Source organism: Pseudonocardia sp. ICBG601 (assembly GCF_020496245.1).
Genome location: NZ_JAHLJA010000090.1, coordinates 1 through 25,594, shown reverse-complemented (window position 1 = coordinate 25,594; position 25,594 = coordinate 1). Strand labels below are relative to the sequence as shown.

General features: G+C 73.7%; 18 protein-coding genes and 11 pseudogenes. 10 read left to right on the top strand and 19 right to left on the bottom strand.

Annotation, left to right across the window (positions count from 1 at the left end):
- The 4 genes and pseudogenes from zwf to tkt form a co-directional block, all read right to left on the bottom strand.
- Positions 1–1,534: pseudogene (zwf, locus tag KPL57_RS24300) on the bottom strand (glucose-6-phosphate dehydrogenase); the annotation flags it as partial.
- A gap of 278 nt (positions 1,535–1,812) precedes the next feature.
- Positions 1,813–2,943: a hypothetical protein gene (locus KPL57_RS24295; RefSeq protein ID WP_226353296.1), complete on the bottom strand. Its 1,131-nt coding sequence runs from the start codon at positions 2,941–2,943 to the stop codon at positions 1,813–1,815.
- A 322-nt stretch (positions 2,944–3,265) separates the two neighbouring features.
- Positions 3,266–4,375, bottom strand: coding sequence for a transaldolase (gene tal / locus KPL57_RS24290; RefSeq protein WP_226353295.1), 1,110 nt, complete (start codon positions 4,373–4,375; stop codon positions 3,266–3,268).
- A gap of 11 nt (positions 4,376–4,386) precedes the next feature.
- Entirely contained in the window at positions 4,387–6,405 is a 2,019-nt protein-coding gene (gene tkt / locus KPL57_RS24285; RefSeq protein ID WP_226353294.1) for a transketolase, read from the bottom strand.
- A gap of 613 nt (positions 6,406–7,018) precedes the next feature.
- Between tkt and KPL57_RS24280 the strand changes: the two are divergent.
- A pseudogene (locus tag KPL57_RS24280) lies at positions 7,019–7,939 on the top strand (heme o synthase).
- A gap of 34 nt (positions 7,940–7,973) precedes the next feature.
- Here KPL57_RS24280 and KPL57_RS24275 read toward each other — a convergent pair.
- Together KPL57_RS24275 and KPL57_RS67170 are read right to left on the bottom strand one after the other, a co-directional pair.
- A complete protein-coding gene (locus tag KPL57_RS24275) occupies positions 7,974–8,147 on the bottom strand; it encodes a prolyl oligopeptidase family serine peptidase (protein WP_226353293.1) in 174 nt (57 codons plus the stop codon).
- Between the two features lie 71 nt (positions 8,148–8,218).
- A pseudogene (locus KPL57_RS67170) lies at positions 8,219–8,602 on the bottom strand (alpha/beta hydrolase family protein); the annotation flags it as partial.
- A gap of 349 nt (positions 8,603–8,951) precedes the next feature.
- Here KPL57_RS67170 and KPL57_RS24265 point away from each other — a divergent pair.
- The gene (locus KPL57_RS24265) at positions 8,952–9,494 is read left to right on the top strand and encodes a hypothetical protein (protein ID WP_226353292.1); all 543 of its coding nucleotides are present in this window, start codon (positions 8,952–8,954) and stop codon (positions 9,492–9,494) included.
- An 18-nt stretch (positions 9,495–9,512) separates the two neighbouring features.
- Positions 9,513–9,872, top strand: a complete 360-nt coding sequence (locus KPL57_RS24260) for a hypothetical protein (protein ID WP_226353291.1) — start codon at positions 9,513–9,515, stop codon at positions 9,870–9,872.
- 180 nt (positions 9,873–10,052) lie between these two features.
- On the opposite strand, the gene KPL57_RS24255 is transcribed toward KPL57_RS24260, so the two are convergent.
- The 7 genes from KPL57_RS24255 to KPL57_RS24230 all read right to left on the bottom strand — a co-directional run bounded on the left by KPL57_RS24255 (position 10,053) and on the right by KPL57_RS24230 (position 15,604).
- Complete coding sequence (locus KPL57_RS24255) at positions 10,053–11,024, bottom strand: quinone oxidoreductase (protein WP_226353290.1); 972 nt, start codon at positions 11,022–11,024, stop codon at positions 10,053–10,055.
- A 162-nt stretch (positions 11,025–11,186) separates the two neighbouring features.
- Positions 11,187–12,170: a heme A synthase gene (locus KPL57_RS24250; RefSeq protein ID WP_374203778.1), complete on the bottom strand. Its 984-nt coding sequence runs from the start codon at positions 12,168–12,170 to the stop codon at positions 11,187–11,189.
- Positions 12,171–12,185: 15 nt separating this feature from the next.
- Positions 12,186–12,941, bottom strand: a complete 756-nt coding sequence (locus tag KPL57_RS24245; RefSeq protein WP_051050365.1) for an ABC transporter permease — start codon at positions 12,939–12,941, stop codon at positions 12,186–12,188.
- A 35-nt stretch (positions 12,942–12,976) separates the two neighbouring features.
- On the bottom strand, positions 12,977–13,888 hold the full coding sequence (locus KPL57_RS24240) for an ABC transporter ATP-binding protein (protein WP_226353288.1): 912 nt from the start codon (positions 13,886–13,888) through the stop codon (positions 12,977–12,979).
- A complete protein-coding gene (gene mptB / locus KPL57_RS67165) occupies positions 13,885–14,475 on the bottom strand; it encodes a polyprenol phosphomannose-dependent alpha 1,6 mannosyltransferase MptB (protein WP_264198482.1) in 591 nt (196 codons plus the stop codon). Before mptB (KPL57_RS67165) ends, KPL57_RS24240 begins: the two co-directional genes overlap by 4 nt.
- Positions 14,385–15,404 carry a polyprenol phosphomannose-dependent alpha 1,6 mannosyltransferase MptB gene (gene mptB / locus KPL57_RS67160; RefSeq protein ID WP_308252985.1) on the bottom strand — a complete coding sequence of 340 codons (1,020 nt, stop codon included), beginning with the start codon at positions 15,402–15,404 and terminating at the stop codon, positions 14,385–14,387. The genes mptB (KPL57_RS67165) and mptB (KPL57_RS67160) overlap by 91 nt, the downstream gene beginning before the upstream one ends.
- The gene (locus tag KPL57_RS24230; RefSeq protein WP_226353287.1) at positions 15,389–15,604 is read right to left on the bottom strand and encodes a hypothetical protein; all 216 of its coding nucleotides are present in this window, start codon (positions 15,602–15,604) and stop codon (positions 15,389–15,391) included. The genes mptB (KPL57_RS67160) and KPL57_RS24230 overlap by 16 nt, the downstream gene beginning before the upstream one ends.
- Before the next feature lie 129 nt (positions 15,605–15,733).
- Between KPL57_RS24230 and KPL57_RS24225 the strand changes: the two genes are divergently transcribed.
- The 7 genes and pseudogenes from KPL57_RS24225 (at position 15,734) to KPL57_RS24195 (ending at position 22,178) form a co-directional block, all read left to right on the top strand.
- Positions 15,734–16,546 carry a helix-turn-helix transcriptional regulator gene (locus KPL57_RS24225; protein ID WP_369804837.1) on the top strand — a complete coding sequence of 271 codons (813 nt, stop codon included), beginning with the start codon at positions 15,734–15,736 and terminating at the stop codon, positions 16,544–16,546.
- Positions 16,543–17,975: pseudogene (sufB, locus tag KPL57_RS24220) on the top strand (Fe-S cluster assembly protein SufB). Before KPL57_RS24225 ends, sufB begins: the two are co-directional and overlap by 4 nt.
- A 67-nt stretch (positions 17,976–18,042) precedes the next feature.
- Positions 18,043–19,152: pseudogene (locus tag KPL57_RS24215) on the top strand (SufD family Fe-S cluster assembly protein).
- A gap of 38 nt (positions 19,153–19,190) precedes the next feature.
- A pseudogene (gene sufC, locus KPL57_RS24210) lies at positions 19,191–19,985 on the top strand (Fe-S cluster assembly ATPase SufC).
- A 1-nt stretch (position 19,986) separates the two neighbouring features.
- Positions 19,987–21,292 (top strand): annotated as a pseudogene (locus KPL57_RS24205) (cysteine desulfurase).
- 1 nt (position 21,293) lies between these two features.
- Positions 21,294–21,770: a Fe-S cluster assembly sulfur transfer protein SufU gene (sufU, locus tag KPL57_RS24200; protein ID WP_020624272.1), complete on the top strand. Its 477-nt coding sequence runs from the start codon at positions 21,294–21,296 to the stop codon at positions 21,768–21,770.
- Positions 21,767–22,178: pseudogene (locus KPL57_RS24195) on the top strand (metal-sulfur cluster assembly factor). Before sufU ends, KPL57_RS24195 begins: the two are co-directional and overlap by 4 nt.
- Before the next feature lie 228 nt (positions 22,179–22,406).
- Here KPL57_RS24195 and KPL57_RS24190 read toward each other — a convergent pair.
- The 6 genes and pseudogenes from KPL57_RS24190 to KPL57_RS72620 all read right to left on the bottom strand — a co-directional run.
- Positions 22,407–23,089: pseudogene (locus KPL57_RS24190) on the bottom strand (arylamine N-acetyltransferase); the annotation flags it as partial.
- A gap of 71 nt (positions 23,090–23,160) precedes the next feature.
- Complete coding sequence (locus tag KPL57_RS24185; protein ID WP_226353286.1) at positions 23,161–23,592, bottom strand: adenylate/guanylate cyclase domain-containing protein; 432 nt, start codon at positions 23,590–23,592, stop codon at positions 23,161–23,163.
- The gene (locus KPL57_RS24180) at positions 23,571–24,101 is read right to left on the bottom strand and encodes an adenylate cyclase regulatory domain-containing protein (protein WP_226353285.1); all 531 of its coding nucleotides are present in this window, start codon (positions 24,099–24,101) and stop codon (positions 23,571–23,573) included. Before KPL57_RS24180 ends, KPL57_RS24185 begins: the two co-directional genes overlap by 22 nt.
- Positions 24,102–24,203: 102 nt before the next feature.
- Positions 24,204–24,652: pseudogene (locus tag KPL57_RS24175) on the bottom strand (universal stress protein).
- A 211-nt stretch (positions 24,653–24,863) separates the two neighbouring features.
- Entirely contained in the window at positions 24,864–25,292 is a 429-nt protein-coding gene (locus tag KPL57_RS67155) for a lycopene cyclase family protein (RefSeq protein ID WP_264198479.1), read from the bottom strand.
- A pseudogene (locus tag KPL57_RS72620) lies at positions 25,186–25,594 on the bottom strand (lycopene cyclase family protein); the annotation flags it as partial. The gene KPL57_RS67155 and the pseudogene KPL57_RS72620, both read right to left, overlap by 107 nt.

Below are 25,594 nucleotides of genomic sequence, written 5' to 3'. Positions count from 1 at the left end.
AGTGGCGTCCGGTGCGGGCGAGCATCTCCTCGGCCGAGGTCGGACCCCAGGACCCCGCGGGGTAGGAGTCCCGGGCCGCGCTCGTCGGCGGCCCAGTGCTCCAGCACCGGGTCCAGGATCTCCCACGACCGCTCGACCTCCTCGTTCACCGGGAACAGCGACGGCTCGCCCAGCAGCACGTCGAGGATGAGGCGCTCGTAGGCCTCCGGGGACGCCTCGGTGAACGCGTTGCCGTAGCCGAAGTCCATCGTGACGTCGCGGACCTCCATCTGGCTGCCCCGGCACCTTCGACCCGAACCGCATGGTGACGCCCTCGTCCGGCTGCACCCGGATGACCAGGGCGTTCTGCCCCAGCTCCTCGGTCATCGTCGCGTCGAACGGCAGGTGCGGCGCACGCTTGAACACCACTGCGATCTCGGTGACGCGCCGGCCCAGGCGCTTGCCGGTGCGCAGGTAGAACGGCACCCCTGCCCAGCGGCGGTTCTCGACCTCGCAGGTGATCGCGGCGAAGGTCTCCGTGGTGGACTCGGGGTTGAAGCCCTCCTCCTCCTTCAGCCCCGGCACCTGCTCGCCGCCCTGCCAGCCGCCCTCGTACTGGCCGCGGGCGGTGGTGGCGTCGAGCGGGTGTGCGAGCTTGACCGCCTTGAGGACCTTGATCTTCTCCGCGCGCAGCTCGTCGGAGGAGAACGACGTCGGCTCCTCCATCGCGGTGAACGCGAGCAGCTGCAGCAGGTGGTTCTGGATGACGTCGCGGGCCGCGCCGATGCCGTCGTAGTAGCCGGCGCGACCGCCCAGGCCGATGTCCTCGGCCATGGTGATCTGGACGTGGTCGACGTAGTTGGGCGTTCCAGATCGGCTCGAACAGCTGGTTGGCGAACCGCAGCGCCAGCACGTTCTGGACGGTCTCCTTGCCGAGGTAGTGGTCGATGCGGAACACCGAGTCCTCGGGGAAGACGTCGTTGACGATGGCGTTGAGCTCGATGGCCGAGGTCAGGTCGTGGCCGAACGGCTTCTCGATGACGACCCGCCGCCAGACGTCCGGGTCCTCCTGGGCGGACAGTCCGGAGCGGGCGAGCTGCTTGCAGACCACCGGGAACGCGCCCGGCGGGATCGACAGGTAGAACGCGTGGTTGCCGCCGGTGCCGCGCTTCTCGTCGAGCTCGCGCACGGTGCGCTCCAGCTCGTCGAAGGCGGCGTCGTCGTCGAAGGAGCCCTGGACGAACCGCAGCCCCTCGGCGAGGTGGTCCCACACCTCCTGCCGGAACGGGGTGCGGGCGTGCTCGCGCACGGCCTCGTAGACGACCTGGCCGAAGTCCTCGTTGTCCCAGTCGCGCCGGGCGAAACCGGTGAGGGCGAAGCCCGGCGGCAGCAGTCCCCGGTTGGCGAGGTCGTAGATCGCGGGCATGAGCTTCTTGCGTGACAGGTCCCCCGTCACTCCGAAGATCACCAGTCCGCAGGGGCCGGCGATCCGGGGGAGCCGCTTGTCACGGGGGTCGCGCAGCGGGTTGGTCCGTCCGCCGTTCGCGGTGGGCATCGCCCCTCCTAGTACTGGTGTTCTCGTGATCGGGACACCGGGTCACGGCTCTGTCGACGACTGTGCCGATGTCTGTGTCGATGTCACGGCCCTGGCCAGGGTGACCAGCCCGGCGAGCCGGTCGGTCAGGTGCAGCCGCAGCACCGGACGTCCCCGGCGTCGCTGGTCGTCGATGACCGCCCGGGCCTGTGCCGCGTGCAGGCTATCCAGTCCCGGGCCGGGCGGCGAGGCGCCCGCGCCGACGGATCCCGGAAGATCACCGCCGGATCCGTTCCCGGTCAGGTGACAGTGCACCGCGACGTCCGGTGCACCGGTGTCGCCGCTGCGGCAGGCCGGGGCCCAGCCGAACGCGACGGGCAGCCCGAGCCGGGCCACCAGTGGCCCGCGCAGCACCGAGACCGAGGCGTCGGACTCCGGGTCCAGCCAGGCCGAGACGACCGCCGGTGCCCCGTCGGCGACGGCGGCCAGCGCGTCGAGCGCACCGGCGACGGTGCGGGTGCCGGCCGGCAGCCAGTCCCCGGCGTGCACCGCGATCCCGCCGTCGACGAACGACGGCGCGGGGTCGGTGCCGTCGGCGGGCGCGGGTGGGGCGGGCGCGAACGGGTCGGTGTCGAGCACCCGCCCGGCCAGCGCCGCGGCGGCCTGCCACAGCACGACCGCGGCCCCCGGTCCGGCGTCGAGCCGCACCGCGCCGTGGCCCGGCCCGGGCCGCGGCCCGGTGCCGTCGGCGTGCACGTCCACGACGCCCGCGGAGCGGTGGGCTCGCGGGGGCCGGGGCCCGCGCCGACCGGCTCGTCGGGCGGCACCGGCACGACGGTGAGCCCGGCGGCGGTGAGCAGCGGGGCCAGCCAGCCGGTCAGGGCGGGGGAGCGCTCGACGTCGCGCAGGGCGAGCAGCGAGCCGCGGCCCGCGACGAGCGCACCGGCCAGCAGCAGCGCCGGGTTGTCCGGGTCGTCGGCGGCCAGTGCCCGCTCGGCGGCGACGGCGTCGCCCAGGACGGCGGGCACGTCCGCTCCGGCGAGCCCAGCGGGGACCAGCCCGAGCGGTCCCAGCACGCCGAAACGGCCGGGCACGTCGGCGTCGAGGGTGACCACGACCGGACCGGGGTCGGCGGGGACGTCCAGCGGCGAGCCGGGCTCGGTCAGGTGCACGGTGCGCGCGGCGAGTGCCTGCGCGCCGACCTCCTCGGCGATCGCGGCGGCGACCACCCGGGTGACGGCCGCGACGACCGGGTCGGTGCCCGCCGCGTCGGCGACGACGAGGACGGTCTCGGCGAGCTCCCCGGACAGCGCCTCCGCGACCTGCACCGGGTCCGCGGAGTCCAGTGCGGTCAGCCGGGTCCCGTCCGGGGCGGTCCCGGCGACCACCCGGGCCGCGGCGACCGCGTCGGGCGTGCCGACGAGCAGCACCCGGTGCGCACCGGCGACGGCGAAACCGCTCGCGCAGCGCGGCGACCTGGCCGACGAGTGGCCGGCTGCGGGTGGCGAGCCCGGCCCAGCCGGTGCGGGGCGGGGCACCCGCTGCGCGGGGCCCCCAGACGCTGGGGTCGCCGTCGGCGAGCCGGGAGGCGACGGTCTCGCCGGCCAGCTCGGCGGCGATCCGCCGGGCCGCCCCGGCGAACGGCTCACCGGCGAGCCGTACCCGCACCGGGGAGGGTGCGGGTACGGCCGGGCCGCCGGTGGCGGCGGAGCCGAGGTCGGCCCCGTCGCCACCGGGAGTGACCTCGTCCAACTACTTCGCGGAGTCGAGCTGGCCGCGGACGGTGTCCTGCAGCTCGGTCCAGGACTTCTCGAACTTCTCGACGCCCTCGTTCTCCAGGGTGAGGAACACGTCGTCGAGGTCGATGCCCTGGCCCTCCAGGTCGGTGAAGACCTGCTGGGACGCCCCGGCGGTGTCGGTGACCTTGTCCCCGTTCACCTCGCCGTGGTCGGCGAAGGCCAGCAGGGTCTTCTCCGGCATCGTGTTGACGGTGTTGTCCACGACCAGCTCGGACACGTACAGCGTGTCCGGGTAGTCGGGGTTCTTCACCTCGGTCGAGGCCCACAGCGGGCGCTGGGCGTGCGCACCCTTCGCGGCGAGGGCGTTCCAGCGGGCGCCGGAGAACGCGTCGCGGTAGGCGGCGTAGGCCAGCCGCGAGTTCGCGACGGCCGCCTTCCCGCGCAGACCGAGCGCCTGCTCGCCGCCGATCGCCTCGAGCCGCTTGTCGATCTCGGAGTCCACACGGGACACGAAGAACGAGCCGACCGAGTGGATCCGGGCCAGGTCCTGGCCGTTCTCCAGGGCCTGCTCCAGGCCGGTCAGGTAGGCGTCCATCACGAGCTTGTAGCGCTCGACGGAGAAGATCAGCGTCACGTTCACGCTGATGCCCTCGGCGGTCGCCCGGGTAATGGCCGGCAGGCCCTCCTCGGTCGCCGGGATCTTCACCAGCAGGTTCGGCCGGTCGACGGCCTTGGACAGCTCGCTCGCCTGGGCGGCGGTGCCCTCGGTGTCGTGCGCCAGCCGCGGGTCCACCTCCAGCGAGACCCGGCCGTCGACGCCGCCGGTGCGCTCGAAGACACCGGAGAACACGTCGCAGGCCTGCTGCACGTCGGCGACGGTGATCTCGCGGATCGCGGTGTCGACGTCGGCGCCGCGCGCGGCCAGCTCGCGGACCTGGGCGTCGTAGGCGGCGCCGTCGGACAGCGCGCCCGCGAAGATCGTCGGGTTGGTGGTGACCCCGACGACGTGCTTGTCCTCGATGAGCTCGGCCAGGTTGCCCGAGGTCAGCCGTTCGCGGGACAGGTCGTCGAGCCAGATGGAGACTCCGGCCGCGGAGAGTGCGGCCAGTCGGTCGTTGCTCACGTTCGCTCCCTTCACGCCGTCGTCGCGGCGAGGGTCTCCCGCGCGGCGTCGGCGACGGTGTCGGCGGTGAAGCCGAACTTCTCGAACAGGGTGGCGGCGTCGGCGCTGGCGCCGAAGTGCTCGATGGACACCGATCGCCCGGCGTCGCCGACGATGCCGCGCCACGGCATCGCGATCCCGGCCTCGACCGAGACCCTGGCCCGCACCGCGGACGGCAGGACCGACTCGCGGTAGGCCTCGTCCTGGGCGTCGAACCACTCGACGCACGGCATGGACACCACACGGGTACCGACGCCGTCGGCCTCCAGCTTCTTCCGCGCCTCGACCGCGAGGTGCAGCTCGGAGCCGGTGGCGACGATCACGACCTGCGGGACGCCGGTCGAGGCGTCGGACAGCACGTAGCCGCCGCGCGCGACGCCCTCGGCGGAGGTGCCGGGCAGGGTCGGCACGTTCTGGCGGGTCAGCGCGAACCCGATCGGCCCGTCCGACGGGCGCTCCAGCGCCGCCTTCCAGGCGTAGACGGTCTCGTTGGCGTCACCGGGGCGGACCACCGACAGGCCCGGGATCGCGCGCAGCGCGGCCAGGTGCTCGATCGGCTGGTGGGTCGGGCCGTCCTCGCCCAGACCGATCGAGTCGTGCGTCCACACGTAGATCGGGTTGGTCTTCATCAGGGCGGCGAGGCGGACCGCCGGGCGCATGTAGTCGGAGAACACCAGGAAGGTGCCGCCGTAGGCGCGGGTCGGGCCGTGCAGGGCGATGCCGTTGAGGACCGCGCCCATCGCGTGCTCGCGGACACCGAAGTGCAGCGTGCGGCCGTACGGGGAGGTCGTCCACATGCCGGTCGAGGCCGACTTCGGGCCGAACGAGTCGACGCCCTTCATCGTGGTGTTGTTCGACTCCGCGAGGTCGGCCGAGCCGCCCCACAGCTCCGGCAGCACCTCGGCCAGCGCGCCGAGCACGGTGCCGGAGGCCTTACGGGTCGCGAGGCCCTTCTCGTCGGTGTCGAAGTGCGGCAGCGCGTCCGCCCAGCCCTCGGGGAGCTCCTTCGCGAGCAGCCGGTCCAGCAGCTGCTTGCGCTGCGGCTCGCGCTGCGCCCACTCGTCGAAGGTGCCCTGCCAGGTGTCGTGCGCGGCGCGGGACCGCTCGCCGACGGCCCGGGTGTGGGCGAGGACGTCGGCGTCGACCTCGAAGTCCTGGTCCGGGTCGAACCCGAGGACCTTCTTGACCTCGCGGACCTCGTCGTCACCGAGCGCCGAGCCGTGCGCGGCACCGGTGTTCATCTTGTTCGGCGACGGGTAGCCGATCACGGTCTTGAGCACGATGATCGACGGACGGCCGGTCTCGGCCTTCGCGGCCTCGAGCGCGGCGAGGATGCCGGTGACGTTCTCGCCGCCCTCGACGACCTGCACGTGCCAGCCGTAGGCCTCGTACCGCTTCGCGGTGTCCTCGTTGAACGCGATGTTGGTGTCGTCCTCGATGGAGATCTCGTTCGCGTCGTAGATCACCGTGAGGTTGCCGAGCTCCTGGCGGCCGGCCAGCGACGACGCCTCGGAGGTGACGCCCTCCTCGATGTCGCCGTCGGAGGCGATCACGTAGATCTGGTGGTCGAACGGCGAGGACCCCTCGGGGGCGTCCGGGTCGAACAGGCCGCGCTCGCGACGGGCGGCGATCGCCATCCCGACGGCCGAGGACAGCCCCTGGCCCAGCGGGCCGGTGGTCATCTCGACGCCGCGGGTGTGGCCCCACTCCGGGTGGCCCGGGGTGAGCGAGCCCCACGTGCGGAGGCTCTCGAGGTCCTCGCGCTCCAGGCCGTAGCCGGCCAGGTACAGCTGGATGTAGAGGGTGAGGCTGGAGTGGCCCGCGGAGAGCACGAACCGGTCGCGGCCCATCCAGTCCGGGTCGGCCGGGTCGTGGCGCATGACGCGCTGGAACAGCGTGTACGCCAGCGGGGCCAGGCTCATCGCGGTGCCGGGGTGTCCGCTGCCGCACTTCTGGACCGCGTCCGCGGCCAGTACACGGATGGTGTCCACGGCCCTGCGTTCGAGGTCGGTCCAGTCGTCGGGGGACGTGCGCGCGGGTGAGCGCGGCGACGGCGCTGTCCCCGGCGTGGGGGGACGTAGCGGTCTCGGACAAGGCGATGGCTCCTGTACTCGCGTCGACGATCGTCGGTCTGCCGGTGGTGGATCCCGAGGTCCGCCCGGTGGTCGCGGCCACTGCGGTGGCGGCGACGTCGGCGGGTGTCGTGGTGACCCGGACCACCTGGCGGCATCCTCGCCGCCCCGACCCGGAACACCCTACTGCTCACGCCCGCGGCCTGCGGCTTTGCGCCTCGTGGCGTTCGGCGGACCGGGGCGCCGAGGTCGGTGTACCGGCGGGCCCGCGACGCATGCCACCGGTTAGCATCGACGCGCTGTAGAACTAGGGAGGTCGCCACCGCGGCTACCCACCCGGTGTCCACGGCACCGAGCCGGTGCGGCCCCTCGGGCGGCGCGGCACGGGATCACTACGTCGAACCGAGCGAGGTACGAACAGGTGAGCGCACCCGCGTCAGGGCGGAGCCGGGCCGACGAGGCCGGAGTGCCGGCCGAGCACGTCCCGGCCGGACCGGACGCCGCGCCGGCGGCGACGCCCCCCGCCACGACCGTGGTGGTCCCGGCGGCACCGACCGGGCGCCTCGCCCGCGTCCGCGCCACGGTGGCGGCCTATCTGGGCCTCACCAAGACGCGGATCATCGAGCAGCTGCTCGTCGTCACCGTGCCCGCCATGTTCCTGGCCCAGCGCGGCGTTCCGTCGCTGCTGCTGATCGCGGCCACCCTGGTCGGTGGCGCGATGGCCGCCGCCGCGGCGCACGCGCTGAACTGCGTCGTCGACGCCGACATCGACCAGAAGATGGCGCGCACCGCCCGCCGTCCGCTGGCGCGGGGACAGGTCCCCACCCGCAACGCGCTGGTGTTCGGCCTGGTCCTGGCCGCGCTGAGCTCGGTGTGGCTGGGCCTGACCACGAACTGGCTCGCCGCGGTGCTGTCGCTGGCCGCGATCGCGTTCTACGTGCTCGTCTACACGATGCTGCTCAAGCGGCGGACCTCGCAGAACATCGTGTGGGCGGTGCCGCGGGCTGCATGCCGGTGGTGATCGGCTGGGCCGCGGTGACCGGCACCGTCGAGTGGCCCGCGCTGGTCATGTTCGGTGTGATCTTCTTCTGGACGCCGCCGCACTTCTGGGCGCTGGCGATGCGCTACCGCGAGGACTACGCCGCCGCCGGGGTGCCGATGCTCCCGGTCGTCGCGCCCGCGCCCCGCGGTGTCGGTGCGGATCGTGGTCTACAGCTGGGTGATGGTGGCCTGGAGCCTGCTCCTGCTGCCGGTGACGTCGTGGGTGTACCTCGCGGTGGCGCTGCTCGGCGGGGCCTACTTCGTGTTCCGTGCGCACCGGCTGCACCACCAGGTGAAGTCCGGCGGCGAGATCTCCCCGATGCCGCTGTTCCACCTGTCGAACATCTACCTGTGCGTGCTGTTCGCGGCGATCGCCGTCGACGCCGCGCTGGGGCTGCCGGTCCTGTTCTGAGCCCGGACCGGCAGCCCGCCGGGGCGGCGGCCGGTCAGCGCAACAGGTCCGGGGTCTCCCACTCCGTGCCCAGCACGTGGTGGTCCAGGAACGCCCACACCGTGCGGTACCAGACCTTCGCGTGGTTCGGGGCGAGGACCCAGTGGTTCTCGTCGGGGAAGTACAGGAACCGGTGCGGGTTGGCCTCCGGGTCGGCCTGCCGGGGCACCAGTCCCACCACAGCCGCAGCCCCTCGCCGATCGGCACCCGGTAGTCGCGGTCGCCGTGGATCACCAGCATCGGGGTGACGATCGCGTCGGCGTGCCGGTGGGGGCTGTTGGCCTGCGCCATCGTCGGGGTCATCTCGGTCAGCCAGTACTCGGCGTGGTCGGTCGTCGGCCCGAACTGGTCGAGCGCCCACAGGCTGGCGTGGGTGACGATCGCGGCGAACCGGTCGGTGTGCCCGGCGACCCAGTTGGCCATGTAGCCGCCGAAGGAGCCGCCCATCGCCGCGGTGCGGGTGTCGTCGATGTCGGGCCGGGCGGTCGCGGCGTCGGTGGCGGCCATCAGGTCGGTGAACGGCGCGCCGCCCCAGGCACCCCAGCCGCGCTGGACGAAGTCCTGGCCGTAGCCGGTCGACAGGGCCGGGTCGGGCAGCAGCACGGCCCAGCCGCGTGCGGCCATCAGCCACGGGTTCCACCGCCATGACCAGGCGTTCCAGCTGGCCAGCGGGCCCCCGTGGATCCACAGCAGCAGCGGGGCCGGGTGCTCGGCGTCGGCACCCTCGGGCAGGACCAGCCAGGCGCGGACCCGGGTGCCGTCGGCGGCGGTGGTCTCCAGCTCGGTCAGCGAACCGGGCAGTGCCGGCGCCGCGGCGGGCGCGGGCAGGTACTCCGGGACGGCGTCGTGGCCGTCGGCGGGGATCCGGACCGGGGCGGGGGGCGCGTCGTAGGCGTGGCGCAGTGCGTAGACCCACCGCCCGTCCGGCGACGGGCACGGGTCGGAGTAGGTGCCGTGGTCGCCGGTCAGCCGGGTGACGGTGTCGTCCTCCCCGGTCGCGCCCAGCTCGATCCGGAACAGCGGGCCGCGGCCGTTCTCGTCGGCGGTGACCACCAGCGCGGACCCGTCGCGGGTCCAGCGCGCCGCGGTGGGCCACCGGTCCCAGCCCGGTGCCACCGGGCGCGGTGCGCCACCGGCGAGCGGGACCAGGACCAGCTCGGTCCGCGGCGCGACCTCCGGGGTGGAGACGCGTTCGCGCAGCGCGACGACGGTCCGCCCGTCCGGGCTGATCCGGGGCGCGGCGTACTCGTGGCCGTCGTCGTCGGTGAGGTCGCGGTGCTCCCCGGTCGCGGTGTCGACCACGAGCAGACCCGGCCGCCAGGTGCCGTGGCCGTGCGCGCGGTACCAACCGGTCACCACCGAGCCGCCGTCGGGGGACACGTCGAACGCGGTCTCGTCCAGCGCGCGGCCCGGCGCCGGGGTGAGGTCCCGCCACGGGTCCGTCTCCCCGGGGGTGGCCAGGAGCAGCCGTTCCTCGGCCGGTCCGAGGTCGTGGTCCCAGTGCCGCACCGGGTAGCCGGTGTGCAGGATCGCGGTGACCTTGCCCTCGGTGCGCGCGCTGCGGCGCTGCTCGTCTTCCTCGGTCGTGGTGGCACCGGGCAGCGTGGGGGAGGACACGACGACCGTCCCCGCGTCGGCGGCGACGGCGACCGCGGAGATCCCGCCGGGCCGCGCCCCGGCGGGCTCGGCCTCGCCCCCGGCCGCCGGGAGGCGCCACAGCGAGGTCGGCGGCTCGGTCTCCCCGGTGGCGTCGGGGTCGGGGCGGGCGGACCGGAACAGCAGGTCGCCGTCGGGGTGGGGGAAGACCGGCCCGGACTCGCCGGCCGCGCCCCGGGTCAGCCGCCGCGCCGGGGCGTCCCCCGCGGGGTCGATCTCCCACAGGGCGGTCCGGTAGCGGGTGCCGTCGGCGTCGAGTTCGGCGACGCCGGTGACCAGGCGCTGCCCGTCGGGGGACAGGGTGAGCCCGCCGAGGCGGGGGAGTGCGACGTAGGCGTCGAGGTCGTGGAACGGGGTGTCGGTCACGCCGTCGGTTCTACCGCACGCAGCGCGGCGGACCGACCCCCGTGGCGCCTCGTCAGGGGACGAGCAGCACCTTGCCGGTGGTGCGGCGGCCCTGCAGGTCGTCGTGGGCGGTGCGGGCGTCCGCCAGGCCGTAGCGGTGCCCGATCCGTACGCCGAGGCGGCCCGCGGCGACCTCGCCGTACACGGCCGCCGCGCGGGCGCGCAGCTCGTCGGTGGTGGCGATGTAGTCGAACAGCTTCGGGCGGGTCAGGTACAGCGACCCCGCCGCGTTGAGCCGCTGCGGGTCGAACGGCTCGACCGGGCCGGACGCGGCGCCGTAGAGCACCAGCGTGCCGCGACGGCGCACCGAGGCCAGGCTCGCGTCGAACGTGCTGCGCCCGACCGAGTCGAACGCCGCGTGCACGCCCTCGCCGCCGGTGAGGTCGCGGACGGCGGCGTCCAGGTCGTCGACCGCGGTGTAGTCGATCACCTCGTCGGCGCCGGCCCCGCGGGCCAGCTCGGCCTTCTCCGGCGTCGACGTCGTGGCGATCACCCGGGCGCCCTTCGCGACGGCCAGCTGGGTGAGCAGCAGCCCGACGCCCCCGGCCGCGGCGTGCAGCAGGATCGTCTCCCCGCCGCGCAGCGGGAAGCAGTCGGTGACCAGGAAGTGCGCGGTCATGCCCTGCAGCGCCGCGCCGACCGCGACGTCGTCGGCGACGCCGTCGGGCACCGGGACGGCCTTCGCCCACGGCACGGCGACCTGCTCGGCGTAGCTGCCCAGGGTGTTGGCCCAGGCGATCCGGTCCCCGACCGCGACGCCGTCGACGTCCGGGCCCAGCGCGGTGACCCGGCCCGCGCCCTCCAGCCCCGCGACGTAGGGCGTCGGCATCGGGTAGATGCCCTCGCGCTGGTAGGTGTCGATGAAGTTCACGCCGGCCGCGGCAACCTCCACCAGCACCTCGCCCGGACCCGGGACCGGGGCGTCGGTGTCGACGACCTCCAGCACCTCGGACCCGCCGGGCTCCCGCACCCGTACCGCACGCATGTGTCCTCCTCGTCGCTCGCGGCTGTTGCCGGGCCCGATCATGCCCGCACGCGTCGCGGCGCAGCATCCGGGAGACGGTCCGCCGCGCGCCCGGTGCGCGCGACGAGACCGTCGGTCGGCAGCGGGTCGCGCAGCACGTCGTCCGGACGTACCCGTGCCGGCTCAGGCCGACGCGGCGGCGGGCTCCGGGGCGGTGTCCGCCGGGTCACCGGTCGGGGTGGCGCGGGGGTCGACGGCGGCCGGCCGGGTCGCGGTCCCGGCCCACACCCAGGCGGCCGCGGCGGCGGTCAGCCCGGCGCCGAGCACGTGCAGCGACACCAGCAGCTCCGGCACCCCGAGGGCGTACTGGACCCCGCCGAGCGCGCCCTGGGCGAGGACGACCACGACGAGCACCCGGAAGCGGCGCTGCAGCGCCTGCGGGGCGGACACCGCGCGCAGCAGGAACCCGAGCCCGACCAGGGTCCCGAGGTAGAGGAACAGGGTGTCGACGTGCAGCTGCGCGAGTGCGGGGATCGGCACGTCCAGGCGCGGGGTCTCCGGGTCGCCGCCGTGCGGACCCGCCGCGGTGACCAGCGTCCCGGCGACGAGCAGCACCGCGAGCACCGCGGTGGAGAACAGCACCAGCCCGCGCCCGACGGCGGGCACGGTGCGGGTCGCCGGGCCGTCGGCCTCGGTCGCCGCGCCGACGAACAGCACCGAGAACCAGACCAGCACCATCGAGGCGAGGAAGTGGAGCATCACCGTCCACCAGGCCAGCCCGAGGAGCACCGTGATGCCGCCGATGACGGCCTGCGCGACGACGCCGAGCGGCATGGCCAGCGCGAGCGCGGTGAGGCGGCGCCTGCGGGGCCGGGTGAACAGGGCCCCGAGCAGCGCGGCGCCGGCGAACAGCACGACCAGGATGCCGAGCAGCCGGTTGGAGAACTCGATCCACATGTGCAGCGGCGCGATCTCGGCGTGGTCGACCGGGATCATGCTGCCCGGCTCGCACTGCGGCCAGGTCGAGCAGCCGAGCCCCGAGCCGGTGACCCGCACGACCGATCCGGTCACCCCGATCCCGATCTGGGCGCCGAGGTTCGCGATCGTGAGCCGGCGCATCAGTACCGGCGGGGTGGAGGGCACGCGCGACGACAGCACACTACGCATCGTAGAAGATGCGGCTCAGGTCCAGCGCACCAGCCGCGACGCGGCCACCCCGGCGACGACGGCCCACCCGGTGAGCACCAGCAGCGGCCCGGCCGACGGGAACTCACCCGCGCCGAGCGCCGACCGCAGCGCCTCGGCCAGCGCCCCGGACGGGAGCCACGGGGCGATCGCCGCCAGCGGTCCCGGCAGGTCCGCGACCGGCACCACGATCCCGCCCGCCAGCAGCAGCGCGAACCACACCAGGTTGGCGACGGCGAGTACGATCTCCGCCCGCAGCGTCCCGCCCAGCAGGATGCCCAGCGCCCCGAACGCGGCAGCGCCGAGCAGCACGGCCAGCGCGGCGCCGTCGAGCCGGGCCCCGGCCGGGGACCAGCCCAGCAGTGCGGCGAGCACGCCGAGCAGCACCACCTGGATCACGACGACGGCGGCGACCGCGGTCAGCCGCCCGCACACCAGCAGCCAGCGGGGCAGCGCCGTCGCGGCGAGCCTGCGCAGCGCGCCGTAGCGGCGGTCGAAGCCGAGCGCGATGGCCTGGCTGGTGAACGCCGAACTCATCACGGCCAGCGCCAGCATGGCGGCGAACAGCCACGCCACCCGCGGCTCCGGGGCGGGCACCGCCGGGACGAGCGTGAGCCCGGCCAGCAGGGCCGCCGGGATGAGCAGGGTCAACAGCACCTGTTCGGCGTTGCGCAGTGCGAGCCGGGTCTCCAGGCCGCCCTGGGCCCGCAGCATCGTCAGCGCACGTCCGCGGCCGGGCGCGGGGGTGAACATGCCGTCGGGGAACGGCGGGGCCGTCGGCGGGGTCCTCACGAGCGCAGCTCCCGTCCAGTGAGGTCGAGGAAGACGTCCTCCAGGCTGCGGCGCACGACCTGGACGTCGTCGGCGAGCACGCCCTGGTCGGCACACCACGAGGTGATGGCGGCGAGCGCGGCCGGGTCGATCCGGCCGCGGACCCGGTAGCGGCCGGGGGAGGTCTCGCAGCTGGCGTAGCCGGCGGGCAGCCGGGCGTCCAGACCGTCGACGTCCATCCCCGGCCGGGCCCGGAAGCGCAGCTCGGTCTGGTCGCCCGCGGTCAGCTGCGCCGGCGAGCCGTGCGCCACGACCCGGCCGTGGTCGATGATCACGACGTCGTCGGCGAGCTGTTCGGCCTCGTCCATCAGGTGGGTGGTCAACAGCACCCCGACGCCGTCGCGGCGCAGCGCCCGCACCAGGTCCCACACCAGATGGCGGGCCTGCGGGTCGAGACCGGCGGTCGGCTCGTCGAGGAACACCAGCTCCGGGCGCCCGACGACGGCGCAGGCCAGCGCCAGGCGCTGCTGCTCCCCGCCGGAGAGCCGCTTGTACGGCGTGCCCGCCCGCGGTCGTAGCCCGAGCACGTCGAGGAGCATGTCCACGTCGAGCGGGTGCGCGGCGCAGTCGGCGACCAGGTGCAGCATCTCCCCGGTCCGCACGGCCGGGTACGCGCCGCCGCCCTGCGGCATGACGCCCACGCGGGGGCGGACGGTCTCGTCGGCCGGGTCGTGGCCGAGCACCCGCACCCGCCCGGCCGAGGGCGTCCGGAAGCCGGTGCACACCTCGACGGTCGAGGACTTGCCGGCGCCGTTCGGGCCGAGCAGGGCGAGGACCTCGCCGCGGGCCAGGTCGAGGTCGATCCCGTCGACGGCGGTCGTGGTGCCGTAGCGCACGACGAGGCCGCGGATCTCCAGGGCGGCGCTCACCGGACGGGCTCCGTGTCCGAGGCCGCGCGGGTCCCGGCGGGGGCGTCGCCCGGGGTGGCTGCCGCGCCGGTGTTGTCGGAGCCGTCGGCGTCGTCGGGGTGGTCGGGGCCGCCGGGGCCGTCGGCGGCCGCGTCGCCGGGGGCGCGGATCAGCCGCGCGACCACGTACAGCGCGAGGGCGTACATGACCGCGCCCGCGGTGATCGCCAGCGGCAGCTGGAATCCGCGGAAGAAGAAGTCGGCGCCGGTGGGCGGCACGACCAGGGCCAGCACCACAGACAGCAACAGCAGGCCGCGGCGGTAGAACGGCATGGCCCGGGTGACGACCAGCGGCAGCAGGGCCCAGAACAGGTACCAGGGGTGCACGACCGGGCCGAGCAGCACGACCGCGCCGAGCCCGAGCCCGGTGCCGGTGACCGGGTCGATCGTGCCGCGCAGGCAGCCCAGCAGCAGGGCGACGACGATGACCACGATCGGCAGCACGAACAGGCTGCGCATCAGGCCCATCGTGGTGTCGAGGTGGTCACCGAGCCCGGCGAGCCTGCCGACCTGGCCGGCGAGCAGGCCGAGGTTGGTGCTGATCGACATGGGGGAGATGAGAGCGCGCTGGGCGCCGACAGCCCGCGCACCCAGTTGAAGCCCAACCCGGTGGCGAGGCTGAAGAAGGTCAGCACCGCGGCGGCGATCGCGGACAGCCACGCGGTCGTCACGGCCCAGTCGACGAGCCTGCCGCCGCGCCTGCGGACCAGGTACACGCCGACGAACCCCAGTGCGAGCAGCGCGGGGAGCTTCACCGAGGCGGCGGCGACGATCAGCGCGGCGCCGGCGGTGATCCGCCACCAGGGCTGCACGGTGTCGTCGCGGCCGAGCATCACCCAGAGCCCGAGCAGCATCAGCGGCAGCATGATCGACTCGTTGTGGATGCCGCTGACCATGTGGAACAGCACCAGCGGGTTCGCCGCGCCGAGCCACAGGACCAGCCCGGCGTCGAGGTCGAAGCGCGACGCGAGCCGCGGCAGCACCCACACCAGCAGGGCGACCCCGGCGAGCGCCAGCAGCCGGTGTTCGAGGATCCCGAGGACGACGTTGTCCCCGGACAGCGCGGTGATCCCGCGCCCCAGGCCGAGGAACAGCGGGCCGTAGGGCGCCGGAGTGTCGCGCCAGACCGTGGGGATGCCGCGCACCAGCGGGCCGTCGATGCCGAGCGCCTGCGCCGGGCCGATCGAGTACGGGTCGATCCCGCGGGCGAGCGTCGCGCTCTGGGCGAGGTAGCTGTAGATGTCCTTGGAGAACATTGGCGGCGCCAGGGCCAGCGGCACCCCCCACAGGATCGCGGTGCGGCCGAGCTCGCGACGCTCGGGCGCGGGGTGCCGCGCCCCGCGGGTCGTGAGCATCCGGGCGATCCACAGCCAGGCGGTGACCACCATCAGCAGGCCCGCGTAGGTGACGGCGATGGCCAGGGTGACGTTGCGTGCGGGCAGCCCGATCACGCGCAGCCCGTTCAGCGGGTTCGGCACGGGAACGCCCCGGAACCCAGTGCGCTGATCCCCATCAGGAGCGCGCCGGTCAGGCTGAGGATCCGCGCGATCCGGGCCTGCTCGCGCAGGCCGCGCCGGGCCCGGTGGCCGGTCGACGGCGGTGCGGCTGGGGGATCGGACGGCGCCGCACGCGTCGGGGGGTCGTCGCGCCCGGGCGGGGCGACCTCGGGCGTCACCATGGGAGAAGAGGCTAGTGGTGCCGTCGCGGGGGGTCCGGTACCGGCCCTCACCTGCGGGTGGAGTGAGCCCGGTCACCGCGGCGGGGGGCCTGTTTTGCCGTGCCGACCGATATACGCAACACTGGTGTTGTGAAAACGGACCGGACAGCGCCGCGGCGCCTCGACGACCCTGCCTGCGGGCACGGCGTCGCGGGCGACGCCGTGGTGCCCGCCGGATCCGGGACGGGTACCCGTGCCCTCGTGGCGCGGGTGCTCATGGAGCAGGGTCCGGTCACGGCCGCCGTCGTGGCGGCCGAGCTGGAGCTCACCGAGGCCGCCGTGCGCCGGCACCTCGACGCGCTGATCGTCGACGGCGAGGCGGAGGCCCGGGCCCCGGCCCGGTCCGCCCGGCCGCGGGGCCGGGGTCGTCCGGCCCGGGAGTACCTGCTCACCGACACGGGCCGGGTCCGGTTCGGGCACGGGTACGACGACCTGGCCACCCAGGCTCTGCGCTTCCTCGCCGACACGGCGGGGGAGGAGGCGGTCGACGCCTTCGCCCGGCACCGGGTGCGCGAGCTGCTCGGGTCCGACCTCGACGCGGTGACCGCTCCGGCGGAGCCCGCGGAGCGGGTCGAGGCGCTCGCCCGGGTGCTCAGCGCCCGCGGCTACGCCGCACAGACCCGGCGCGGCGGGTTCGGGGTGCAGCTGTGCCAGCACCACTGCCCGGTCGCCCACGTGGCCACCGAGTTCCCGGAGCTCTGCGAGGCCGAGACGCGTGCCTTCGCCGATCTGCTGGGCACGCACGTGCAGCGGTTGGCCACGATCGCCCGCGGCGACGCCGCGTGCACCACACACGTGCCGCTCGAGGATCCCGAACTCCTCGCGCGGGTACGGGACAGGGGAGCCGCGGGTACCGCGCAGCTCCCACCACCACGGTCCCCGAAAGGGAGGCAGTCCTTATGACGACCACTCCTGATGTGCGCACCGAGCTCACGCAGGAGGAGACGATCGCGGCGCTCGGCCGGTACGACTTCGGCTGGGCCGACTCCGACGAGGCGGGCTCCATCGCGAAGCGTGGCCTGTCCTCCGACGTCGTCGCCGACATCTCCCGCCTGAAGAACGAGCCCGAGTGGATGCTGGAATTCCGGCAGAAGGCGCTCGACATCTTCGGCAAGAAGCCGATGCCGCGCTGGGGCTCCGACCTGTCCGGGATCGACTTCGACAACATCAAGTACTTCGTGCGCTCCTCGGAGAAGCAGGCCGCCACCTGGGAGGACCTGCCCGAGGACATCAAGAACACCTACGACAAGCTGGGGATCCCCGAGGCCGAGAAGGCCCGCCTGGTCTCCGGTGTCGCCGCGCAGTACGAGTCCGAGGTCGTCTACCACTCGATCCGCGAGGACCTCGAGCAGCAGGGCGTCATCTTCCTGGACACCGACACCGCGCTGAAGGAGCACCGGAGCTGTTCCGGGAGTACTTCGGCTCGGTCATCCCGTCCGGTGACAACAAGTTCTCCGCCCTGAACTCCGCGGTCTGGTCCGGCGGTTCGTTCATCTACGTCCCGCCGGGTGTGCACGTCGACATCCCGCTGCAGGCCTACTTCCGGATCAACACCGAGAACATGGGCCAGTTCGAGCGGACGCTGATCATCGTCGACGAGGGTGCCTACGTGCACTACGTCGAGGGCTGTACCGCGCGATCTACAAGACCGACTCGCTGCACTCGGCCGTCGTCGAGATCGTGGTCAAGAAGGGCGGCCGCTGCCGCTACACCACGATCCAGAACTGGTCGAACAACGTCTACAACCTGGTCACCAAGCGCGCCAAGGCCGAGGAGGGCGCGACCATGGAGTGGGTCGACGGCAACCTCGGCTCCAAGGTGACCATGAAGTACCCGGCCGTGTGGCTGATGGGCGAGCACGCCAAGGGCGAGGTCCTCTCGATCGCGTTCGCGGGCGAGGGCCAGCACCAGGACGCCGGCGCCAAGATGGTCCACCTCGCGCCCAACACCTCCTCGACGATCGTGTCGAAGTCGGTGGCGCGCGGCGGCGGCCGTACGTCCTACCGCGGCCTGGTCCAGGTCAACCCGCGCGCACGCAACTCCCGTCCACGGTGAAGTGCGACGCGCTGCTGGTCGACACGATCTCCGCTCCGACACCTACCCCTACGTCGACATCCGCAACGACGACGTGTCGATGGGGCACGAGGCCACCGTCTCCAAGGTCTCCGACGACCAGCTCTTCTACCTGATGAGCCGCGGTCTGACCGAGGACGAGGCCATGGCCATGGTCGTGCGCGGGTTCGTCGAGCCCATCGCGCGCGAGCTGCCGATGGAGTACGCGCTGGAGCTGAACCGGCTGATCGAGCTGCAGATGGAGGGTTCCGTCGGATGACGACGAGTGACGTTGCCGGCCTCGCGCCCGAGCTGAGGGCGCCAAGGAGGGGCAGGGCGAGGTCCCGATCGCCTCGGCCGGCGAGCGCTTCCAGTCCTTCGACGTGGAGGCGTTCGAGGTCCCCGGGGCCGCGAGGAGAACTGGCGGTTCACCCCGCTGCGCGCCTCAAGGGCCTGCACGACGGGTCGGCCGACCTGCAGGGCACGCCCGGTCACGGTCACCGAGGCCGCGGGGGTCACGGTGGAGACCGTCGGCCGCGACGACGCCCGTCTCGGTGAGGGCGGCACGCCCTTCGACCGGGTCGCCGCCGCCGCGTGGTCCGGCTTCGCCGAGGCCACCGTCGTGACCCTGGACGGCGAGAAGGTGGAGCCGGTCACGATCACCGTGGACGGCCCCGGCGAGGGCGTCTCCGCGGCCGGTCACCTGCACATCCGCACCACCCCGCACACGCAGGCGACGGTCGTCGTCGTGCACCGGGGCTCGGGCGTGCTGGCCGACAACACCGAGGTCGTGCTCGCGGACGGCTCGCACCTCACCCTGGTCGTCACCGAGGAGTGGGCCGACGACGCCGTGCACGTGGGCGCCGAGCACTACTCGTCGGGCCGCGACGCCACGCTGCGCGGGACCACCGTCCAGCTGGGCGGCGACCTGGTCCGGGTCTCCTCGACCGTGCGCTACGCCGGCCCCGGCGGCGACGCGGAGCTCATCGGCTCGGGTTCACCGACGCCGGCCAGCACCTGAGCAGCGGCTGCTGGTGGACCACGCGGTGCCGAACTGCAAGAGCAACGTGCTCTACAAGAACGCGCTGCAGAGCCTCACGAAGGACTCCTCGCACGTGGTGTGGATCGGCGACGTGCTGATCCGGGCCGCCGCCGAGAACACCGAGACCTTCGAGTTCAACCGGAACCTGGTGCTCACCGAGCACTGCCGCGCCGACTCCGTGCCCAACCTGGAGATCGAGACCGGCGAGATCGTGAGCGCGGCCACGCCAGCGCCACCGCCGGTTCGACGACGAGCAGCTGTTCTACCTGCGCAGCCGCGGCATCCCCGAGACCAGGCCCGCCGCCTCGTCGTCCGCGGGTTCTTCGGCGAGGTCCTGAACAAGATCACGCTGCCGGAGCTCAAGGAGCGACTGGAAGCGGCCGTCGAGGCCGAGCTCGCCCTGACCGGCGTCTGATCCCACACCCTTTCCCGAATACGGAGCGACCACCACCGATGTCCACTCTGGAGATCAAGGACCTGCACGCCTCGGTCGAGACGGCCGAGGACGGTCCCAAGGAGATCCTGCGCGGTGTGAACCTCACCGTCCGCGCGGGCGAGACGCACGCGATCATGGGGCCGAACGGCTCCGGCAAGTCCACACTGGCCTACGCCATCGCCGGGCACCCGAAGTACACCGTCACCGGCGGCGAGGTGCTCCTGGACGGCGAGAACGTCCTGGAGATGTCGGTCGACGAGCGGGCGCGGGCCGGGCTGTTCCTGGCCATGCAGTACCCCGTCGAGGTCCCGGGCGTGTCGATGGCGAACTTCCTGCGCTCGGCGGCCACCGCCACCCGCGGCGAGGCGCCGAAGCTGCGGACCTGGGTCAAGGAGGTCAAGGAGGCCATGGCCGGCCTCGACATCTCCCCGGAGTTCGCCGACCGCTCGGTCAACGAGGGCTTCTCCGGCGGTGAGAAGAAGCGCCACGAGGTGCTCCAGCTCGAGCTGCTGAACCGAAGTTCGCCGTGCTCGACGAGACCGACTCCGGCCTCGACGTCGACGCCCTGCGCGTCGTGTCCGAGGGCGTGAACCGGTACCGCTCCGAGCGGCGAGACCGGCGTCCTGCTGATCACGCACTACACGCGGATCCTGAACCACATCAAGCCGGACCGCGTGCACGTGTTCGCCGGCGGCCGCGTCGTCGAGTCCGGCGGCCCGGAGCTGGCCGACGAGCTCGAGAAGAACGGCTACGTCCGGTTCACCCAGGCGAGTGCAGCGACAAGAAGGCTGCGCCAGAAGGCATCGGCCTGACATGACCCTCACCCACGGAACCGGAACCACGGCCGGCCTGGACGCCGACGCCGTGGCCCGGATCCGGGCGGACTTCCCGATCCTCGCGCGCACCGTGCGCGAGGAGAAGCCGCTGGTCTACCTCGACTCCGGCGCGACCTCCCAGCGGCCGCGCCAGGTGCTCGACGCCGAGCGCACGTTCCTGGAGCGGCACAACGCTGCCGTCCACCGGGTCGCGCACCAGCTCGCCGAGGAGGCCACCGACGCCTACGAGTCCGCCCGGGCACGCATCGCGGCGTTCGTCGGTGCGAACGACGACGAGGTCGTGTTCGTCAAGAACGCGACCGAGGGCGTCAACCTGGTCGCCTACGGCCTCGGCAACGCCGGTCCGGACCGGGCTCGACGCCGCCTCCGAGCGGTTCGCGCTCGGCCCCGGTGACGAGATCGTGGTCACCGAGCTGGAGCACCACGCGAACCTCATCCCGTGGCAGGAGCTGTGCCGGCGGACCGGCGCGACCCTGCGCTGGTACTCCGTCACCGACGACGGCCGGATCGACCTCGACTCGCTCGAGCTCACCGACCGGACGCGGGTCGTGGCCTTCACCCACCAGTCGAACGTGACCGGTGCCGTCGCGCCGGTCGCACAGCTGGTGGCCCGCGCCGCCGCGGTCGGGGCACTCACCGTGCTCGACGCCTGCCAGTCGGTGCCGCACATGCCGGTCGACCTGCACCGGCTCGGGGTGGACTTCGCGGTCTTCTCCGGGCACAAGATGCTCGGGCCGTCCGGGGTCGGCGTCCTCTACGGCCGCCGGGAGCTCCTGGAGGCGCTCCCGCCGTTCCTCACGGGTGGCTCGATGATCGAGACCGTCCGGATGGAGGGCGCGACCTACGCCCCGCCCCCGCAGCGGTTCGAGGCCGGGGTGCCGATGACGTCGCAGGCCGTCGGCCTCGGCGCCGCGGCCGACTACCTCGAGGCGATCGGGATGGAGGCCGTCGCCGCGCACGAGGCGTCGCTGACCGCGGCCGCCCTCGAGCAGCTGTCGGCGATCGACGGGCTGCGCATCGTCGGTCCGGCCACGCCCGGCGAGCGCGGGGGAGCGGTGTCGTTCGTCGTGGACGGCATCCACGCCCACGACCTGTCCCAGGTGCTCGACGACGCCGGCGTCGCCATCCGCGTGGGTCACCACTGCGCGTGGCCGCTGCACCGGCGTTTCGGCATCGTGGCCAGTGCCCGCGCGTCGTTCGCGGTGTACAACACGCTCGACGAGGTCACCGCGCTGGCCGACGGGCGGGTGCGCGCCGCCCAGACGTTCTTCGGGACGGTGTGACGTGCAGCTGCAGCAGATGTACCAGGAGATCATCCTGGACCACTACCGCGACCCGCACGGGTCCGGCCTGCGCGAGCCCTACGACGCCGAGACCCACCACGTGAACCCCACCTGCGGGGACGAGGTCACGCTGCGGGTCAAGGTCGACGACGGTCCCGAGGGTGCCGTGGTCACCGACGTCTCCTACGAGACGCTGGGCTGCTCGATCAGCCAGGCCTCGGTGTCGGTGCTGCACGACCTGGTCGCCGGGAAGTCGGTCGGCGAGGCGTGGAAGATCATGGCCTCGTTCCAGGAGATGGCCCAGGGACGCGGCAAGGTCGAGCCCGACGAGGACGTCATCGGCGACGGCGTGGCCTTCGCCGGCGTCGCCAAGTACCCGGCGCGGGTCAAGTGTGCTCTCCTGGGCTGGATGGCATTCAAGGACGCGGTGAGCCGCACCGACGCCAGCATCGAGAACTCCGAGGGGAGTCCGGCATGAGCGAGACCACCGAACAGAGCACCTCCGAGGACGTGGTGCGCGGGGCGGCGGGCATGCCCGAGCCGCCCCCGGGCCGACGCCGGTGACGGCGCGACCCTGGAGGCCCTGGAGGAGGCGATGAAGGACGTCGTCGACCCCGAGCTGGGCATCAACGTCGTCGACCTCGGCCTCGTCTACGGCATCGACCGGGACGGCGGTACCGCGGTCATCGACATGACGCTGACCTCGGCTGCCTGCCCGCTGACCGACGTGATCGAGGAGCAGACCCGCTCCGCGCTCACCGCCGGTCCCGACGGCGGCCTCGTCGACGACGTCCGGATCAACTGGGTCTGGATGCCGCCGTGGGGCCCGGAGAAGATCACCGAGGACGGCCGCGAGCAGCTGCGCGCCCTCGGCTTCCGGGTCTGAGGACCCGTACCGACCCGACGGGCCGGATCCCCGACATCCGGGGGTCCGGCCCGTCGTCGTCTCACGGGAAGTAGACCTCCCGCAGCCGGTCCTCGAGCCCGGCGACGCCGCCGGTGTCGATGCCGAAGTACGTCTCCAGCGCGTCCCGGACCCGGGCGGGGAGGTGAGGTCGTGCCGCTGCGCGGCGCGGTCGGCGGTGCGCACGGTGAGCCGGGTCCCGTCCAGGGTGGTCCGGCGTTCCGGGGTGGTGCGCGCGGCGACGAGCCCGGTCCGGAAGTGCGACCCCGGGTGGTGGGTCAGGTACCAGGAGCCCATCGCGAAGTCGATGTCGGTGCGGGGGCCAGGTCGAAGGTGTACTGGTCGGCCCAGCCACCGTCGCCGCCGCGCCGCTGCAGGACCCAGCTGCCGTGGTCGCCGCGGGCGTAGCGGTAGGTCGCCTGCGGGGTCGGCTGCTCGAGCCCGGCGACGAGCCGCAGCGCGGTGGTCGGCACCGTCGAGCCGAACCCGGCGTCGACGGTGAAGCGGCCCTCCACGGTGTCGACGAGGGTCAGCCGGTGGGTGCGCTCGGTCGGCGGGTCCTCGGCGGCCAGGCCCAGCCGGACCCGCCCGACCAGCGGGGTCACCCGCAGACCGAGGTCGGCCAGGGCGTCGTGCAGCAGCCGGTTGTGCTCGAAGCACCAGCCGCCGCGCCGCCCGTGCACCAGCTTGGCCGCGACACCGTCGGCGGTGGTCGGCGGTTCGACCCCGGTGAACGGGTCGAGGTTCTCGAACGGGATGGTCGCGACGTGCGCGGTCACGAGCCGGTCGAGCAGCGCCCGGTCCGGTGTCGCCCGGTCGACCCCGACGAGGTCGAGGTACGCGGCGACCGAAGTGGTCACCGTGCTCGTCGTGCTGCCCGTCGTGCTCGTCATGGTGATCGAGGCTGTCACCTCGACCCGGGTTCAGGTCAACTGAATCAACCAGGTGAACCGGGTCGACACGGTCAGCGTTCGCGGGCCCCGCGCAGCGCCCAGGCCCGCAGGTGGGAGTAGCCGCGCGTGTGCAGGGTCGCGATCCGCCGCAGGTCGAAGCGCGGGTCGTCGCGCAGCGCGTCGTACATCTCCTTGTCGACGAGCACCGTGTCCGGGCGCGCCTCGGAGGTGAGCCGGGCCGCGACGTTGACGACCTCGCCGTAGACGTCGCCGTAGCGGGCGAGCACCATGCCGTGCGCGAGACCGATCCGCAGCAGGGGCAGCGACGGCTCTGTCCGGACCCGGTCCCGCAGGCCGAGCGCGATGGCCGCCGCGTCGGCGGGGTGCTCGGTCACGAAGAGCACCTCGTCGCCGACGGTCTTGATCACCCGGCCCCGGCCGTTCGCGATGACCTCGTTGGTCACGGCCCCGAAACGCTCGATCATCTCGCCGAGCTCGTCCATGCCGCGACGGCGGGTGGGCGGGTGAACCCGACCATGTCGGCGAACCCGACCGACAGCGGCCAGGTGTCGGCGACGATGTCGGCGACGTCGCGGCGCTGCACCCCGGCGACCCAGCGCGACGCCGTCGCCGCGAGGTGGCGCCGCCACACGTAGGACTGCAGCGCCTCCAGGTCGGGGATCACCTCGGCGGCGAGCCGCGCCGCGTCGCGCGGGGTCAGCTCCCCGAGGTGCGCGGCGGCGACCTGGGCGAGCATCCCGATCTGCCACTCGGCGAGCCGGGACATCGACTGTGCGAGCGCCCGGGCGACGGCCTCGCGGGCGACCGTCTCGGGCAGCCACTCCCGGCTCAGCCGGGTGACCATCCGGGCGGCCTCGAGGTCGGCCCGGGTGTAGACGCGGTCACCCGGCTCGGAGTCGGTGAACCCCAGCGCCCGCCAGAGCCGCCCCGACTCCTCCGGGTCGAGCCCCGCGGCCTCCACCAGCTCGTCGCGGGTGAACTCGCGGGGCACGCCCAGGATGAGCTCGTCCAGCGCCCCGTCGTCGACCTCGCTCCAGTCGATCGAGGCGGATGGGGCAGGGGGCGGGACGACCCGGGCTCGGACCTCACGCGATCAGGTGGTGTGCACGACGAGCACGTCCACGCCGGCACGGCGGGTCGCGTCGGCGGGCACCGAGCCGAGCAGCCGCCCGGAGAACGTGTTCAGACCGCGGTGCCGACCACGAGGAGGTCGGCGCGGTGCTCCTTGACGGCCTTGCGGAGCACGTCCACCGGGGCGCCGTCCTCGGCGAAGGTCGAGACGTCCTTCGCGCCGACGGCGGCGGCCCGGTCGGCGGCCTCGCGCAGCGCCTCCTCGGCGGGGGTCCAGCCGGTGACGAGGAAGGCCTCGTCCTTCAGCGCGTCCTCCGCGGCCGAGGTGTCCTCGCGGCTGGCCGGGGTGTAGGCGGAGACGATGACCAGCTTCGCGCCGCTGTCGGCGGCCACCCCGGCGGCGCGCTCGACGGCCAGGAACGACGTCGCCGAGCCGTCGGTGCCGACGACGATGGTCTGGTATGCGGACACAGGTGCCTCCCGGGGGAACGGTCGCGCGTCGCCGGGCATGCGGCCGGCGTCACCGCGTGCGACGACGTTACTACGTTGTATCCGATCAACTTGTCCCGAGTCCCTCCCGTCATCGCCCGTTCGGGTGGAATGCGGCAGCTGATCGCAGCATGCGCTACGCACGGCCGGCGGAGCGGCCCGGAACACCCGGCCATTCCGGCGAGGGTGCCGGTCAGGTCGTCGCGGCCGGTGAGGAACGCGCGTCCGCTGCGCCCGGCGAAGAGAACGCGTCCGAAGAAGTCCGGCACGAGGTGCGGCGGCATCTCCAGCACGGTGCGCAGCCCGTGCCGGCGCAGCCGGTGCACGCGCGGGCCGACCGGGGCCAGAGCAGCCGCCGGGCCGCCGTCGTCGCGGCGGCGGGATCGTGCGGCAGGTGCCGGGCCAGCTCCGCGGCCAGCCGGGGGGCCAGCCCGAGCGCGGGGGCGACGCTGAACCCGGTGGCCGGGTGCACCAGCGGGGGTCGCCGCCCCGAACCCGACGGGGTGCCGCGGACCGCGCGGGGTGTCGACCGGGAAGCGCACCCGCTCGACGGGGGCGCCGTCGGGCACGGTGACGCCGGCCCCCGCGAGCCGGGCCGCGAGCGGTCGCGCAGCTCGGGCAAGCGGCAGCCCCGGCCGTCGCGCGAGGGAGGTCTCCTCCAGCAGGACGGTGCCGTCGCCGTAGGGGACGGCGTAGAGGAACGTCGGCAGCAGTCCGTCCACCCGGGCGGTGCGGGCCGGGGGAGCGCCAGTCCATGAAGACGGCCTCGCCGGGCCGCACCACCGGTGCTGCGGCCGCCGCTCGTCGACGACGACCCCCCAGGCGGTCTGCTCGGTCCCGCCCGCCTGGCCGGGCCGTAGGCGCGACGGCGCCCCGGTCGCGTCGACGACCAGTGCCGCGTCGACGAGCCGCGTCGGGTCGTCC

Coding starts and splice junctions, on each gene's coding strand:
- KPL57_RS24255 (WP_226353290.1), bottom strand. CDS start 11,024: ATGCGTGCGGTACGGGTGCGGGAGCCCGGCGGGTCCGAGGTGCTGGAG.
- KPL57_RS24250 (WP_374203778.1), bottom strand. CDS start 12,170: ATGCGTAGTGTGCTGTCGTCGCGCGTGCCCTCCACCCCGCCGGTACTG.
- KPL57_RS24230 (WP_226353287.1), bottom strand. CDS start 15,604: ATGGTGACGCCCGAGGTCGCCCCGCCCGGGCGCGACGACCCCCCGACG.
- mptB (WP_264198482.1), bottom strand. CDS start 14,475: ATGTCGATCAGCACCAACCTCGGCCTGCTCGCCGGCCAGGTCGGCAGG.
- KPL57_RS24245 (WP_051050365.1), bottom strand. CDS start 12,941: ATGTTCACCCCCGCGCCCGGCCGCGGACGTGCGCTGACGATGCTGCGG.
- KPL57_RS24185 (WP_226353286.1), bottom strand. CDS start 23,592: ATGGACGAGCTCGGCGAGATGATCGAGCGTTTCGGGGCCGTGACCAAC.